This window comes from Euzebyales bacterium (assembly GCA_036374135.1).
GTDB lineage: Bacteria > Actinomycetota > Nitriliruptoria > Euzebyales > JAHELV01 > JAHELV01.
Genome location: DASUUK010000021.1, coordinates 1 through 14,470 on the forward strand (window position 1 = coordinate 1; position 14,470 = coordinate 14,470).

At 70.4% G+C, this 14,470-nt stretch carries 18 protein-coding genes and 1 tRNA gene; 8 read left to right on the plus strand and 11 right to left on the minus strand.

Going from position 1 to position 14,470, the window contains the following annotated elements:
- Window positions 1–166: 166 nt before the first annotated feature.
- A tRNA-Ser gene (locus tag VFZ70_02675) sits at window positions 167–255 on the minus strand.
- A 94-nt stretch (window positions 256–349) separates the two neighbouring features.
- Here VFZ70_02675 and VFZ70_02680 point away from each other — a divergent pair.
- Entirely contained in the window at window positions 350–1,015 is a 666-nt protein-coding gene (locus VFZ70_02680) for a maleylpyruvate isomerase family mycothiol-dependent enzyme (protein ID HEX6254693.1), read from the plus strand.
- On the opposite strand, the gene VFZ70_02685 is transcribed toward VFZ70_02680, so the two are convergent.
- Complete coding sequence (locus tag VFZ70_02685; protein HEX6254694.1) at window positions 960–1,478, minus strand: GNAT family N-acetyltransferase; 519 nt, start codon at window positions 1,476–1,478, stop codon at window positions 960–962. The two genes, VFZ70_02680 and VFZ70_02685, sit on opposite strands and share 56 nt — an antisense overlap.
- 556 nt (window positions 1,479–2,034) lie before the next feature.
- On the opposite strand from VFZ70_02685, the gene VFZ70_02690 reads away from it, so the two are divergent.
- Window positions 2,035–2,163 (plus strand): hypothetical protein, encoded by a 129-nt coding sequence (locus tag VFZ70_02690; protein ID HEX6254695.1) that lies wholly within the window; start codon window positions 2,035–2,037, stop codon window positions 2,161–2,163.
- 96 nt (window positions 2,164–2,259) lie between these two features.
- On the opposite strand, the gene VFZ70_02695 is transcribed toward VFZ70_02690, so the two are convergent.
- Window positions 2,260–2,925 carry an HAD-IA family hydrolase gene (locus tag VFZ70_02695; GenBank protein HEX6254696.1) on the minus strand — a complete coding sequence of 222 codons (666 nt, stop codon included), beginning with the start codon at window positions 2,923–2,925 and terminating at the stop codon, window positions 2,260–2,262.
- 201 nt (window positions 2,926–3,126) lie between these two features.
- On the opposite strand from VFZ70_02695, the gene VFZ70_02700 reads away from it, so the two are divergent.
- A complete protein-coding gene (locus tag VFZ70_02700; protein HEX6254697.1) occupies window positions 3,127–3,360 on the plus strand; it encodes a DUF6458 family protein in 234 nt (77 codons plus the stop codon).
- A 17-nt stretch (window positions 3,361–3,377) separates the two neighbouring features.
- On the plus strand, window positions 3,378–4,070 hold the full coding sequence (locus VFZ70_02705; GenBank protein ID HEX6254698.1) for an O-methyltransferase: 693 nt from the start codon (window positions 3,378–3,380) through the stop codon (window positions 4,068–4,070).
- A gap of 9 nt (window positions 4,071–4,079) precedes the next feature.
- On the opposite strand, the gene VFZ70_02710 is transcribed toward VFZ70_02705, so the two are convergent.
- Genes VFZ70_02710 through VFZ70_02720 form a run of 3 tightly spaced genes read right to left on the minus strand, consistent with a single transcriptional unit; the run spans window position 4,080 to window position 6,489 of the window.
- Entirely contained in the window at window positions 4,080–4,886 is an 807-nt protein-coding gene (locus tag VFZ70_02710) for an ABC transporter permease subunit (GenBank protein ID HEX6254699.1), read from the minus strand.
- Complete coding sequence (locus VFZ70_02715; GenBank protein HEX6254700.1) at window positions 4,883–5,809, minus strand: ABC transporter ATP-binding protein; 927 nt, start codon at window positions 5,807–5,809, stop codon at window positions 4,883–4,885. Before VFZ70_02715 ends, VFZ70_02710 begins: the two co-directional genes overlap by 4 nt.
- Window positions 5,809–6,489: a TetR family transcriptional regulator gene (locus VFZ70_02720; GenBank protein ID HEX6254701.1), complete on the minus strand. Its 681-nt coding sequence runs from the start codon at window positions 6,487–6,489 to the stop codon at window positions 5,809–5,811. Before VFZ70_02720 ends, VFZ70_02715 begins: the two co-directional genes overlap by 1 nt.
- Window positions 6,490–6,677: 188 nt before the next feature.
- Here VFZ70_02720 and VFZ70_02725 point away from each other — a divergent pair, with 188 nt between their 5' ends.
- Window positions 6,678–7,505: an ABC transporter ATP-binding protein gene (locus tag VFZ70_02725; GenBank protein HEX6254702.1), complete on the plus strand. Its 828-nt coding sequence runs from the start codon at window positions 6,678–6,680 to the stop codon at window positions 7,503–7,505.
- A gap of 46 nt (window positions 7,506–7,551) precedes the next feature.
- Window positions 7,552–8,415, plus strand: coding sequence for an ABC transporter permease (locus VFZ70_02730; GenBank protein ID HEX6254703.1), 864 nt, complete (start codon window positions 7,552–7,554; stop codon window positions 8,413–8,415).
- Here VFZ70_02730 and VFZ70_02735 read toward each other — a convergent pair.
- From VFZ70_02735 to VFZ70_02755, 5 genes are all read right to left on the minus strand, one after another.
- Window positions 8,399–8,617: a hypothetical protein gene (locus tag VFZ70_02735; GenBank protein HEX6254704.1), complete on the minus strand. Its 219-nt coding sequence runs from the start codon at window positions 8,615–8,617 to the stop codon at window positions 8,399–8,401. The genes VFZ70_02730 and VFZ70_02735 overlap by 17 nt on opposite strands.
- A 155-nt stretch (window positions 8,618–8,772) precedes the next feature.
- Entirely contained in the window at window positions 8,773–9,642 is an 870-nt protein-coding gene (locus VFZ70_02740) for an ABC transporter permease subunit (GenBank protein HEX6254705.1), read from the minus strand.
- Window positions 9,639–10,559 (minus strand): ABC transporter ATP-binding protein, encoded by a 921-nt coding sequence (locus tag VFZ70_02745; protein ID HEX6254706.1) that lies wholly within the window; start codon window positions 10,557–10,559, stop codon window positions 9,639–9,641. Before VFZ70_02745 ends, VFZ70_02740 begins: the two co-directional genes overlap by 4 nt.
- Window positions 10,546–11,616: a hypothetical protein gene (locus VFZ70_02750; GenBank protein HEX6254707.1), complete on the minus strand. Its 1,071-nt coding sequence runs from the start codon at window positions 11,614–11,616 to the stop codon at window positions 10,546–10,548. The genes VFZ70_02745 and VFZ70_02750 overlap by 14 nt, the downstream gene beginning before the upstream one ends.
- Window positions 11,613–12,128 carry a sigma-70 family RNA polymerase sigma factor gene (locus VFZ70_02755; GenBank protein ID HEX6254708.1) on the minus strand — a complete coding sequence of 172 codons (516 nt, stop codon included), beginning with the start codon at window positions 12,126–12,128 and terminating at the stop codon, window positions 11,613–11,615. The genes VFZ70_02750 and VFZ70_02755 overlap by 4 nt, the downstream gene beginning before the upstream one ends.
- A gap of 214 nt (window positions 12,129–12,342) precedes the next feature.
- On the opposite strand from VFZ70_02755, the gene VFZ70_02760 reads away from it, so the two are divergent.
- On the plus strand, window positions 12,343–13,263 hold the full coding sequence (locus VFZ70_02760; GenBank protein ID HEX6254709.1) for an ABC transporter ATP-binding protein: 921 nt from the start codon (window positions 12,343–12,345) through the stop codon (window positions 13,261–13,263).
- Entirely contained in the window at window positions 13,260–13,991 is a 732-nt protein-coding gene (locus tag VFZ70_02765; GenBank protein ID HEX6254710.1) for an ABC transporter permease, read from the plus strand. The genes VFZ70_02760 and VFZ70_02765 overlap by 4 nt, the downstream gene beginning before the upstream one ends.
- Window positions 13,992–14,470 lie beyond the last annotated feature (479 nt).

A 14,470-nucleotide genomic window follows, 5' to 3' on the forward strand; every position in this document is an offset into this window, starting at 1 on the left:
GGGGATCACACGTGCTCAAGGCCCGACGATCAGTGCGAGATCAAGGGCCACACATCTCGTCGCCGCCGCCCAGCGACACACGAAGCCACCCACCTGGAGGAAAGGGCGGCGAGTATCCGAAACGACAGCGAACGCACTGGAGCGAACGCACTGGAAATGCATTTCGTGGTGGAGGTGGGATTCGAACCCACGAGGGCGTTGCCGCCCTACCGCATTTCGAGTGCGGCGCACTAGGCCGGGCTATGCGACTCCACCGCGGTGCGCACGTGGGCGTGTGCAGCGAGGCGACAGCGTACCATCGGCGCTGCGGCGTCGACGGCGCCGCCGATCCGGATGGCAGGGGGGTGCCATGACCACGTCGGTCAAGCGTCGGCGCGAGGAACTGTGCGACCTGCTCGCCGGACTGACCATCGAGCAGTGGACGGCCGAGACGTTGTGCGCAGGCTGGGACGCCGGCGACATCGCCGCCCACCTGATCGTGCGGGAGCGTGAGCCGTGGACGGGGCCGGGACTGTTCCTCGGTGGGCCATTCGGTGACCTCACGGACCGCCGTCGCAACGCCTGGAAGGCGCAGGGCCGCGAACGACTGATCGCGGCGCTCCGCGCCGGACCGCCCCGCCTGATGAGCGTCGGCCCGATCGCCGGTACACAGGTCATCGAGGACTGGATCCATGAGCAGGACGTGCGCCGCGGGGGCGCCGGCCTGGCGACACCGACGCCGGATGTCCAACTCCAGAAGATGCTGTGGAAGGCGGCCACACGCTACGCGGCGCGGACCCTGTCACTCGACGGCAACGTGGTTGTCGAGTTGACGGACGGGACGCGCGGCCATCGGTTGCAGAGTCGGCGGTTCGTGCCGTTCGCGACGCCGACGGACGCGCAGCCCGACGTCACGGTCGCCGGCCGCCCGTCCGAGCTGTTGCTCTACGCGGCCGGCCGCGAAGGGGCCGACGTGGCCATCACAGGCGAGGACGACGCTGTGGGGCTGCTCGCGGCGACCGCGCGGACCGTGTGACCGGCTGGTTCTTGTCACGCACGACGTAGGCCGAGGGATCACCGCGTTCGAAGCCGAGCGCCCGCCAGAAGGCGTCGGCGCGCTCGCCACCGTCGAGCACCACGAGTTCGTCGTCCTGGGCGCCCAGTGCCGCCAGCTGATCACGTAGAGCGGCGACGAGATGACGTCCGATGCCGCGCCGCCGCATGCGGTCGTCGACCGCCAGCCGCGACAGCACGGCCGTCCGGCCATCGTACGAACCGGCGATGGCGCCGACCAGTTGCGCATCCCACAGGGCGATGAGGATCAGCTCGGGATCCCGGCGCCGCAGGCGCGCGATCTCGTTGCGGAACCCGCGGCGCGACGGGGGTAGGTCGGCTCGCTCCCAGAGTTGCGCGATGTCGTGGACATCACCGCGACCGGCCCTGCGGATGCCCAGTTCACGAGGTCGCGCATCGGTGGATGAAGGTCCTGATGCTGTCATCGGATTGCTCCGATCATCGCCACCGGCTCTAGAGCCCCGCCGTCGCACGGACTCACGCAATTCGCAAGTCCCTCGGGCCGGGCCAGTCGGCTGTTACGATAGGCAGACCATTTCGGTAACCCTGTGGTTGCAGAACGTGGCCATTCTAGGCTAGTCTCGCGACCCTCGGCTACGTACGGGCGCTGGCGAAGGCCTAGCGCGGCATGCATGTCCATGGGTACAGTGCCCAATAGGACAGTACACGCATCTCATCGCATCCACATCGGAGGGGAGTCTGCGAATGACGAAGCCCGAGATCTGGGGCAGATGCCCGTCGTGTGCCCGGTGGTTCCCTTGTCCAGGTTGGTTCCAGCGCGATCACGAACACCCGACCTGTCCCAGTTGCGGGATCGAGCCGACGCGCATCGAAAACCGCGCGCCGCGCGTCCCGGTAGCAGTGCAGTGCGCTGAGCAGTACCGCGAGGACCTCCGCGAATCGTTGGGCAACGCGCTCAGCTACACACAGCAGCTCTGGGGCCTCTCGAGGTCACTTTCCGCATCGACATCGCTGAACAGCGTGGCTGATCAACTGGGTGAGCTCGAGGCCGTGCTCGAAGCCGAACTGCGACGCGCCGAGCTGATCGCCAGCGCGCTGGAGCGCATCGACGACAGCACGGAGGACTCACAGCTTCCGGCCACCGCCTGATCTGCCTGCGAATTCCGCAGCGTCACACGCCGAGCCAACCTGATCGGGAGCTACAGCCGAGCGCCCGGACGCTGCGCAGGCCGAGCGAGCACCCGCTCAGCGCTCCGGCAGCGCCAGCAGCCCGTCGATCACGCCAACGAGATCCTCAGCCGACACGTCCGCGAGGGCGAAGTGCGCCGCGGCGCCGCCCTCGTGGCGACTGGCGTATCCGGTGACCAGTCCGGCCCGCCGGGCGCCATGGATGTCCCACGAGTGCACGGCGACCATCGCCATCCGCTCCGGCGTCACGTCGTTGCGCTGGGCGCAGTGCTCGTACGGCAGCGCGGCGGGCTTCCAGCGTGCGACCTCGCCCACGTCGTGGCATGCGGCGACGAGGTGGCGCAGCCCTGCCCGCTCGAGCAGATGCCGGGTCATGTCGGCGTGACCGTTGGTCAGCGTGACCGCGGGAACACCCTCCTCGTGCAGGCGTTCGAGCGCGGGCGCCACATCGGCGTGCGGATCGAGGCGTGCGAACGCATCGAGCACCGCGCGAGCGGTCGACCCGTCGCCGAGCATCCGCGCAAGGACGTTGAGGGCGAGGTCACGGAAGCCCACGAAATCGCCGGCGCACGTCAGCGCGAACCCGTCGGTGAGCACCTGTCCGAACCACCGCTGGAGCGTGCCGTCCGGGGCGCCGACGTCGTCGAGCGCCGCGCCCACGGCGTCGAGCGAGAACAGCGTTTCGTTGACGTCGAACGCGATGACGAGTGGGCGTTGCGGCATGCGCGCAGTGTAGGCGGCCTGCGACGAGCGTACCCGGAGGTCCACTGCGCAGGGAACGCGCTCGCCGACAAGGCCGCGAATGAACACTCGGAACGTACCGCCACTGGGGATTACGCAACGTGGATCGGGTATGGTCGGCAGCGCACGCGTGACGCCACCGTGGCCACATCCATCCTTCGCCACCTCGTCGAGGAACACCACATGGGTATCGGATCAAGCATCGCCCTCATCGCGATCGGCGCGATCCTCGCCTTCGCGCTGGACTTCGCTGTCGCCGGGGTCGACATCCAGGTCATCGGCTACATCCTGATGATCGCCGGGCTGCTGGGCCTGATCTTCACCGCGCTGATCTTCGGGCGCCGCGACAGCCGCACGGTCGTGCGCGACGCACCGCGGCGGCGCGAGGTCGTGCGCGAGCGCGAGATCGACCGGTAGGCGACCCCACCTCTGCTGTGGGTCTCTCCGACGACGGAGGCCCGGCCGACGGGCGCCTGTTCACCGCGGTCGACGCCTACCTGGAGGACCTGTTCGCCGACGGCGATCCGATCCTCGAGCGCGCCCTACGGCGCGCCGACGAGGAAGGACTGCCGCCGATCGCCGTGTCCCCGGCGCACGGCCGGCTGCTGCACGTGCTCGCACTCGCGCGCGGGGCCCGGTCCATCCTGGAGATCGGCACGCTCGGCGGGTACAGCGCCATCTGGATGGCGCGCGCCCTCCCGCCTGACGGCCGACTGGTGTCCCTCGAACTGGATGCGACGCACGCACAGGTCGCACGGGACGCGGTCGCGGACGCTGGCCTCGCCGATCGCGTCGAGGTCCGCGTGGGCGCAGCCGTCGACACGCTGGCGGACCTCGCGGCCGAGGGCGCCGGCCCCTTCGACATGGTCTTCATCGACGCCGACAAGCAGCCGTACGCGCAGTACCTGAGGGCGGCCCTGCTGCTCTCCGCTCCCGGCACGTTGATCGTCGCCGACAACGTCGTACGCGGCGGCAGCGTCGCGCACGGCCCCAGCGACGATGACGCGGTCGCGGGTGTGCAGCGGTTCAACGCCGAGCTCGCCCGCGAGCCACAGGTCGCCGCCGCGTTCGTGCAGTTGGTCGGCGTCAAGGGCCACGACGGCATGGCGCTCGCCGTCGTCCGCTGATCGCCGGCCTCAGGTCATCAGATCACGTCGGTTGAAGCCAATGACCGCGACCGCGGCCGCGACCAGCGGGACCGCGGCCAGCAGCGCCAGGCCCGGCCAGTCGAAGCCCGTGGCCAGCGGGCGATCCGCGATGTACCACGAGTAGGGCGATGCGGTCGTCATCCACTCGAGGTCCACGGTCGGCCCGATCGCGTCGAGCATGTACGCGCCCACCGCGAACGCGGCGGCCGCGCCGAGACCCAGCGCGCGACGTCCGGTGATCGCGCCGACGGCCAGACCGACCGTGCCGAAACCGGTGATCAGCAGCAGCAGGCCGAGCGACGCCGCGACGATGTTGTCGAGCGCCACCTCGAGGTCGAGTGCGACGACCAGCGCCATCGTCGTGATCATCAGCACGCCGACGAGCACGATCAGGTTGAGCCACAGGGCGGCGAGACGCTCCAGCAGAACCTGCACACGACCGACCGGCGCGGTCAGCTCGAGCTCGAGCGTACCGTCCTCCTCCTGGCCGGCGACCAGGCGCGTACCGGTGGCGATGGCGAAGACCGAGAGCAGGATCGGACCCAGCAACCCGTACACCGACGAGGAGATGTAGCCGGCCGGCGAGGCGATGTCGTCGTAGCCGAAGGCGTTGATCACCGCCTCGGGCAGTTGGTCGACCATCGCCGCCATGTCCTCGACGCCCATCAGCGGATAGAAGCTGATGTACATCGTCGCGATCGCGCACACGGCGAGGCCCCACAGCAGCAGGGACCGGCGCTGGTCGGTCATCACCCAGCGCGTGACCGTCGCGGGCGCAGCGGTGTGGGCCGTCATCGGTTGCTCACCTCCGGGGTGCGGCGCGCTCCGGTGGGCGCGCGGTAGAAGTCGAGGAACAGGTCCTCCAGCTCGCGGTCCTGCGCGGACCACGCCACGACGCGATGCGCGGCGGCGGCCTTGAGCAGGGCGTCGGGTTCGCCCCGGAGCAGGCAGCGCACCTTCGTGTCGGCGACCTCCACATCGTGGACCCCTGGCAGGTCACGGAAGCGGTCGACGTCGACGGCCTCCGCGAACGTCAGCTCGATCTGCTGACCCGCGCGGTGTCGCAGCGTGCGCACATCGTCGGTGTCGACGATGACGCCGTCACGGATGATCGCGACGCGGCCAGCGACATCTTCGATCTCGCTCAGCACGTGCGAGGACATGAACACCGTCGCGCCGGCGTCACGTGCCTCGAGCATCAGGTCGAGCACCTCGCGCTGCAGCAGCGGGTCGAGTCCACTCGTGGGCTCGTCCAGGATCAGCATCTCGGGGCGGTGCATGAACGCCTGGACCACGCCGACCTTCTGCTTGTTGCCCTTCGACAACCCGCGGATGGGTCGATCCAGCTCCAACCCCAGCCGGTCCGCCAGTGTCGCGATGCCGTCGGTGCCGGCACCACCGCGCAGCAGCGCCAGATGGCGCAGCAGGTCTCCGGCGGTCCGCTTGCCGGACATCGCCAGCTCCCCGGGCAGGTAGCCGATGCGCGCGCGCAGTGCCGGCCCGCCCTCGGCCGGCGTCGTTCCCAGCACCTCCGCGCGACCGGCCGTGGGTCGCAGCAGGTCCAGCAGCACACGGATCGTCGTCGACTTCCCGGCGCCGTTGGGTCCGAGGAACCCGAAGATCTCGCCCCGCCGGACCTCCAGGTCGAGGCCGGCGAGTGCGCGCACCGATCCGTAGTCCTTCACCAGTCCCTCGGTGCGGATGACGATTTCGCTCATCACGTGACACCCTCCTTCGGTTCCGCCGCTTCGACGAACGCGTCGCGCATCGCCTTGGCGACCTGGTCGGTCACGAGACCGTCGGTGAACATCTCGAGGATCGGACCGACGTACGACGCGAACGCCGTCGAGTCCGCAATCTCGGGCGGATCCGCGGTCAGATCGACGCCCAGCAACCGCTCGAGGTGCTCGTGGAGCACGAGGGCGCCCAGCGTCCAGATCGTGAGCACCGCCGCCCGCTCGTAGGGATAGTCGGTCGGCCGGAGTGAGCCGGCACGAACCCCCTCGGCCATGTAGTCGACCGCGTCGGACACGAGGTCGTCGACCAACTCCGCCACGGCCGGTGATCCGTCCGCCAGCGACCGCGCCAGGTACCGGTTGAGCGGGATGTCCTGGCGCGCACGTCGCATGGCGGCCGCGACGTCGAGCGCGGGGCCCTGCGCCATCGCCTCATGCTTGTTCGTCCGGATGATCCCGGCCACGTACTCGTCGCACGCGTGCCGCAGCCCGTCCATGGTGCCGAAGTGATGGATGACGAGGCCGGCGGACACGCCCGCCTCCGCGGCGATCCCACGCACGGTCGTGTCGGCGATCCCGTCGACGGCGAAGCGCGTGATCGCCGCGTCGCGGATCTTCGCTCGCGTTGACCGATCATCGTCCGAACCACTTGCTGAACGCATGTTCAACATGCTAAACGTGCGTTCAAGATCCTGCAAGTGTTGCTCCGGCCTTCCCACGAGGGACGAGCGCCGGTACGCTGCAGCGCATGTTGGGCTCCTGGTAGGTCGACGCGCGTCTCCGCCCGTGCAACCGGCGGAGGCCTGTTCGGCTTGCGCTGCGCCTCCTCTGCAGATCTCGGAGTCCCTTCATGCCGTCCACATTCCTGCCTGCCGACGTCGCGGCCATCGACATCACCGCGCTCGGCAAGACCTTCCGTCGCCGTGACCGCCGCACGCTGCGCTCCTCGCGCCGTGTCGTCGCGCTCGACGACATCACGCTCACCGTCCGCCGGGGCGAGACCGTCGCCGTGCTCGGCCAGAACGGATCCGGCAAGTCGACCCTCGTCCGGGTGCTGTCGACGCTACTCCTGCCCGACCGCGGCCGCGCCTCGGTGTTCGGGCACGACGTCGTCGCCGATGCCGGCGCCGTGCGCCGCCTGGTCAACCGCGTCTCGGTCGAGGCGTCGTTCTTCAAGAAGATGTCGGCCGTCGAGAACCTCAGCTATGCCGCGCGGTTCCACGGGCTGACACCCGGCGCGACGCGTACCGCGATCCCCGACCTGTTGAACGGCATCGGCTTTCCGCGGGACCGCCGGAGCGAGCCGATGGAGAACCTGTCCCGCGGGATGCAGCAGAAGGTCGCCCTGGCGCGGGCACTGCTCACGTCGCCGAACCTGCTGCTGCTCGACGAGCCCACCACCGGGCTGGACCCCCGCTCCAAACAGGAGGTCCAGGGCTTCATCCGCGACATGCGAACGCGCCACGACGTCACGACGCTGCTGTGCACGCACGATCTGGACGAGGCCGAGGACCTCGCCGATCGTGTCGGCGTGCTCGACCGCGGACGTCTCATCGCACTGGACGCCGTGGACGCGCTGCGTCGGCGGTACGAGGCCGGCTCGCTGACCGACGTGTTCTTCGCCGCCACTGGGCGTGCGTTGGACGACGAGCCCGACGACCGGAAGGTGCTCGCATGAGCAGTGTCGCACCGACAACCCCACCACGACGCCGCGGAGGTGGGCCATGACCACGCCTCGTCGGACGGCGCGGCCATCCCGCGGAGCGGGCTGGTCGTTGCGCGACGAACTGGTCGGACTGTCCGGGATCGTCGAGCGCAACTTCTACCTGGTCAAGCGCTACGTCTGGTGGGATCTGGCGTTCTTCGTGTGGACCGTCGCCAACACCCTGACCGTCGTGTTCATCGCTCGCGGCGTCGAAGCCACCGGCGGCTCGCTCGACGTCAACCGCACGGCCGCGTTCCTGCTGATCGGCGGCGTCGTCTGGGCCTACCTCGGGATCATCTTCGAGATCATCACCGAGACAGTCGCCTGGGAGCGCTGGGAGGGGACGATCGAGTACACCTTCATGGCGCCGCTGTCGCGGCCCGTCCATCTGATGGGCATGGGCGTGTTCGCGATCCTCTACGGGTTGGCGCGTGCCACCCTGCTGTTCGCGGTGTGCGCGCTGTTCTTCGATCTGGCGCTCCCGGACGCCGACTACGCCGCGGCGCTGCTGGTCATTGCCGTGGCGTCGGTGTCGTTCGTCGGCATCGGGATGATGACAGCCGTGCTGCCGTTGATCTCACCTGAGAAGGGCACGCAGCTGGGCTTCGTCGGGCAGGGCATCCTGCTGGTCGTGTCGGGCGTGTACGCGCCCGTCGAGGTGCTGCCCGGATGGATGCAGGCGATCGCGACGGTGTCGCCTGCGACCTACGCGCTCGACGGCATCCGCGGAACGATCCTGTCAGGCGAGAGCATCGCGACGATGGGTGATGAGCTGCTCCCGCTGGCGCTCATCGGCGTTGCGGCCATCCCGCTCGGTCTGACCGTCTTCCGTGCCGGAGAGCGGTACGCGAAACGTCATGGCAAGCTCAAGCGCAGTGGCTGATGGGCAGGTCCTCCCGATCCGGCTCGGCGTCCCGCAGCGCGCGCCAGACCCGCTGGGGCGTCAACGGCACGTCGATGTGCCGGACGCCCCGGCGGCCGAGCGCGTCGATGACGGCGTTGCGGACGGCCGCGACAGCGCCGACCACGACGCCACCGTGGACCTGGCCTTCGACGATCCGTGGATCGATCGCGGCCCGCGTCATCCACCGCGACGTGCCGCACGATCAGGGCGAGACCGGCGATCGGTCCGGGTGCGCCGGCATGCTCATCGAGTGCATACGTTGGCGTGGCAGCGCATGCCGTTGGTCCTGCAGGTCCGCGCACGCCTACCCGAGCGCTGACCCGCTGGTGGCCGGGCTCACAGGTCGCGGCGGCCAAGACGCCAGGCGGCCAGCGCGAGCAGCACGACCGCGTAGCCGATGGACCACACGACCAGCGTGGTCGTAGGTGGCGCGGTCCCCGCGAACGGGTTGCCCCCGCCGGACTGGCGCCCCATGATCGCGACGGCCGGTGACTGCAGGTAGAACGACGCGCCGCGCCACAGCGCGTCGCTGGGCATCACCAGGCTGGTCACGACTCCGGCCAGCTGCATCGCCTGGTTGCGCACCTGCTCGCCGATCAGCTCGATGATCCCGGCGAGCCACGCCACACCGAACAGGCAGAAGGTGACGACGCCGCTGGTGACCGCCGACCACGTGGTGCTGGCCAGCAGCCCGACCGAGAGCAGGACGGCCAGCTCCAGCGACAGCACCGCCATCGCCCGACCGACATCGAGTGGGACGTAGCCCGCGACGCCGTTGGCGATCGCGAGCAGCGCCGTGGTCATGAGCAGCACGTAGCCGACCGTCACCAGCGCGAAGGCCAGCCACCGCTGGGCCAGCCACGACGTGCGCGACAGCGGCCGTGCCAGCACGGCGTGCAGCAGACCGGAGTCGATCTCGGTCGCGATCGCGCTGCTCGACAGGAAGATGGCCAGCAACGCGGCCAGGAACCGGACGATGAACAGGCCGAGCACCGTGATGATGGTCGCGGCGAACGCCACGTCGGTGCGGGCGTCAGATCCCGCCTCGGCGGCAACGGAGTCGTACAGGGCGGCGAACCCGAACGCGTACAGCGCGAGGAACGCCATGCTCAGCAGCACGCCGATCAGCACGAGCCTGCGGCTGACGGCCTCGCGCATGCTCACGCGGGTGACCGGCAGTGCCGTGGGCACGGACAGCCCGCTCATGTCCGGTCCCCCCGGACGAGGCCGACGAACGCGTCCTCCAACGACCGCCGCAACGGCACGAGCGCGCGGATCTGCGCCCCGGCGGCGACCAGCTCCGCCGCCAGCTGGGGCACGGCATCGGCGTCCGCCGCGTCGAGCAGGATCTCGTGGTCGTCGCCGGCGACGATGCGTCCGTGGGCGCTGACGACGGCGCGGACCGCGTCGTCGACGTGGTCGAGCCGGATGCGGACCTCCAGCGTGGTGCTGCGCACCTCGTCGAGGGTCCCGCTGCGCAGGACCATGCCCTTGTCGATCACCACGACGTGGTCACACACCAGCTCGACCTCGCTGAGCAGGTGCGAGTTGAGCAGCACGGCGACGCCGTCGCGCGCGAGGCGTCTGATCAGCTCCCGAATCTCGCGGCGTCCCAACGGATCCAAGGCCGACGTCGGTTCGTCGAGCAGCACGAGATCGGGCTCGCCGACCAGCGCCTGCGCGAGGCCCAGGCGCTGGGTCATGCCTTTCGAATAGCCGCGGATGCGCTCGTCGCCGCGGCCGTCGAGGCCGACGAGCTCGAGCAACCCGTCGAGGCGCGCGCGCTCGCGGCGGGGATCGCGTCCCGCCAGCCGGGCGTGGTAGCGCAGCAGTTCGAGGCCGGTCAACCACTCCGGGAAGCGAAAGTGCTCGGGCAGGTACCCCAGCCGGTGCCGCGCGGCCGGCGTGCCGACCGGCACCCCGAACAGCTCGGCGCTCCCACCCGTGGCCCGCACGAGCCCGGTCAGGATCTTGACGGTCGTCGTCTTGCCCGCACCGTTGGGACCCAGCAGCCCGACGACCTGGCCCGGCCCGACATCGAGGTCCAGGCCGGTCAGCGCGACGTGACGCCCGTACCGCTTGTGCAGGGCCCGCGCGCGGACCGGGACGTCACCGGATGCCATCGGCGATGGCGCGCAACTGGTCGACGTCGAGCCCTTCGGCGCCGACCGCGTGGACGCGGCCGTCCACCTGCCACAGCAGCCCGGATCCCAGCGGGTCCGACAGCATCAGACCCGGCGCGCCGCCGACCGTCGTCTCGTCCCAGACGACCTCGTCGACCGGGATCGGGATCGGCACGGTGGTGGTCCAGTCGTCGATCGCCAACAGCTGCGCCGCGAGGTCCTGCGGGACCTCCGGGCGGCCCAGCAGGTAGGCGCGGATGTCGGCGAGGTCGGCGCCCGTCGCGTCGACGGTGAGCTGTCCAGCCTCACCCACGACCAGCGTGCCCCCGTCGACCTCGTACATCGACCCGACCATGCCGGGCACCGAGACGACCACCTCTGCACCGTCGAGCGCGGCCGGCAGGTCCGGCGCGCGATCGGCCCGCAACCTCAGCCGGACCGTCTTCGGCGCCGCCGCGTGCACCGCCGTCAGCGACGCTCCGTCAGGCAGTGACGTCGCCTCCGCGGGAACGAATCCCGCGACCTCGGAGGCCTCGGCCACGCTGTCGACGACCGTGGTGCCGGTCCGCGGGCCGTCCACCTCGACGTCGGCGATGTCGGCGAGGCCCTCGACGTCCTCGGCATGGTCGATCGGTCGCTCGGGATCGAACGTCACGACCTGGAACCGCTCCGCGCGGAAGCTCGCCAGGAAGTCCGCCGCGGCCGCCCGACCGACGGGTGTGAACGCAGCCAGCGCGACCACGGCCAGCGCCAGCAGCCCGGCGGCGGTCGACAGCGGGACCCGCGGACCGCGCGCGTGGTCCACAGCCGGCGGCTGCTCGGCCACCGGGCCGGTGTCGTACACCGTCGTGACGGCGCGGTGCGCGGCGTCCGCGTCGCCGTCGGAGACGCCGGCGTCGCCGTCGAGACCCGCGATGGCCTCACCGGCGAACGCGGCATCGTCGGAGATGACCTGCAGTCGCCCGCTGCATGTGCCGCAGGACGCGATGTGCACTGCGATCGATCCGTCGCGGTCGTCGATGTAGGCGCGCAGGCGCCCGTCGGTCGGACAGCTCATGATGCGAGCTCCTCGTAGTGGCGGCGGAACGCCCGCTCGCCGCGGGCGAGCAGGACACCGACCGAACCGGGAGCGATCCCGACGGTCTCGGCGATCTCGGCGTACCGGTACCCGCTGTGGCGCAGCAGCAGACAGGCGCGTTGGCGCTCGGGTAGCTCGGCCAGCGCGAGGCGCACCAGCGCACGCTCCTCAGCGCGGACGACCTGCGCGAGCGGCGGTCCACCGGCGTCGACGACGTGCAGCGGCTGATCGGCAGCCGCGGAGCGGCGCGCACGGTCATCGCCGCGCCGTCGACTGCGCAACCGGTTGAAGCTCGTGTTGACCGTCACCCTGCGCAGCCACGCGGCGATCTCGCTGTCAGGGCGGTCGAGCACGACGTGTGTCGACAGGCGCGTCAGCGCCTCCTGGGCCACGTCCTCGGCCTCCGACGTGCCTCCCGTGATGCGCGCAGCGAGCCGCACCAGCTCCGGGTAGCGGCGCCTGAAGACCTCCGCGAAGCGTTCGTCGGTCACGGCGTCGCCTGTTGCCGCATCTGGTGACCTCGTCTGCATCCGGGCGATGATCGTCCACACACTCAACACCGCCGACGCCCATGGTGTTACACCTGCGCCGCACACGCACGCGGTACGGCGGTGCGGCGCGGGCCACGGGGCCGCCCCCGTAGGCTGTGTGCCGGCGTCAGCTTCCCCCGGCACACCATCCGATCATCCCCTGGGAGGGCGCGAGATGAGCGCGATCGTCGTGGACGATCTGCACAAGCGGTACGGTCAGCTCGCGGCTGTCGACGGTCTGACGTTCTCGGTCGCCGAGGGCGAGGTGTTCTGCGTGCTCGGACCGAACGGCGCGGGCAAGACCACGACGGTCGAGACGCTCGAGGGGTACCGCCGGCCCGACGCCGGCACCGTACGGGTGCTCGGCCTCGACCCGTGGCGCGACGGAGCCCGGCTCCGGCCGCGCATCGGTGTGATGCTCCAGGAGGGCGGGCTCTACCCCGGGATCCGGCCGTTGGAGGCGCTCCGGCTGTTCGCGTCGTACTACGAGGCTCCCGCCGACCCCGAGGCACTCCTCGACCGGGTCGGGCTGCGCCCGGTGTCGGCAACTCTCGTGCGGCGCCGGTCCGGTGGGGAACGCCAGCGGCTCTCGCTCGCCCTCGCGCTCGTGGGGAACCCGGCGCTCGTGTTTCTCGACGAGCCGACCGCGGGGCTCGACCCTCACGCCCGGGCGATGACCTGGGCGCTGGTACACGACCTCCGCGAGCGAGGCGTGACGGTGGTGCTCACCACCCACGCGATGGACGAGGCGGAGCAGCTGTGCGACCGGGTCGCGATCATCGACCGGGGGCGTCTCGTGGCCGCCGGAACCACGGCCGAGCTCACGACCGCCGGGGGCGCGGCCGACACGGTGCGGTTCTCGACGCGTTCGACGGTCGACTGCGGCGTGCTCGCGCGCGCCCTCGGGCTGGGCGCGGCCGCCGTCACCGAACTGCGGGCGGGTGAATACGTCGTGCACACCGCGGCCACGCCCGAGCTGCTCGCCGCGCTCACGGCATGGTTGCGCGACCACGGCGTTGCGCTCGACGAGCTCCGCACGAACCGCCAGACCCTCGAGGAGGTCTTCCTCCGGCTGACCACGGAGGATGCCCGGTGAGGGTGACGGCCGTGCGGGCCCAGACCCGCGTCGAGCTCGCGCTGACGCTGCGGCGCGCCGAGAGCCTGCTCGTGACGCTGGCGATCCCGGTGGGCGTGCTCGTGTTCTTCGCCGAGGTGGACGCCGCCAACACGTCGCTCGACGACCCGGTGGGCTTTCTCGTCCCGGGCGTGCTGGCCCTGGCCGTGATGTCGACCGCGATGGTGAGCCTGGGGATCGCCACGGGCTACGAGCGCCGGTACGCGGTGTTGAAACGGCTCGGCTCGACGCCGCTGTCGCGGTCGGGCCTGCTTGCCGCCAAGACGCTCAACGTGCTGCTCATCGAGGTGTTGCAGGCGGCGGTCGTCCTCGGGGTGGGGCTGGCGCTCGGATGGGACGCTACCGGGAGGGTCGTACCCGCCGTCGCCGTGCTGCTCATCGGGACGGTCGCGTTCGCGGGGATCGGCATGCTGCTGGCGGGCACGCTCCCCGCGGAAGCCAACCTGGCCGTCTCGAACGGCCTGTTCCTGGTGCTGCTGTTCCTCGGAGGGATGGCGTATCCCCTCGACCGGCTTCCCGGCGCGCTGGAAGCGTTCGCTCGTCTGCTCCCGGCGGCGGCGCTCGCCGAGAGCGTGCGCGACGTGCTCGCGGGCACGGGCTTCCCGAGCGGCAGCCTCGTCGTGCTGCTCGTGTGGGCGGTAGCCGCACCACTCGCGGCCGTGCGCTGGTTCCGCTGGGAAGACCAGTAACGGCACATTCCGGACCGGTAGCCTTTCGCCTGCCACCGCCCCGACCAGCACTAACGCGCGTTCGGGACCGTTACGCTTCGGTGCCCGTCGGGCAGCCGTGCGGGATGCGTGTGGGGGGGGGATGGAGCTAAGGTCAGGCTGCCCTTAATTTCACCGTTGGGATTCGAGCGGCTACCGATCACCGGATCAATCTGCCGGGCCTGTCCCCCCAACGCCGATCGAGGGCGCCCGAAATGCCGTAGGGAGCACAAGCTCACGGTTGTCGGATGCCGTTCGGGGCGCGTGTTCTCTGCCCGGGCGTTGAGCGCATATCGGCAGTTCTGTGCTTAGTTGGGGGGACAGCTCCGAGTTGACGCATAACCGCCAGCGCGTCCTCGTACAGCTCCTCGTGAACGATGAGGCCGTCCTCGTTGAACCGGAAGATGTCACAGATCGCGTTCGTCACTCGCTGACCTCTTGGCTCGACACCACGCCACGTT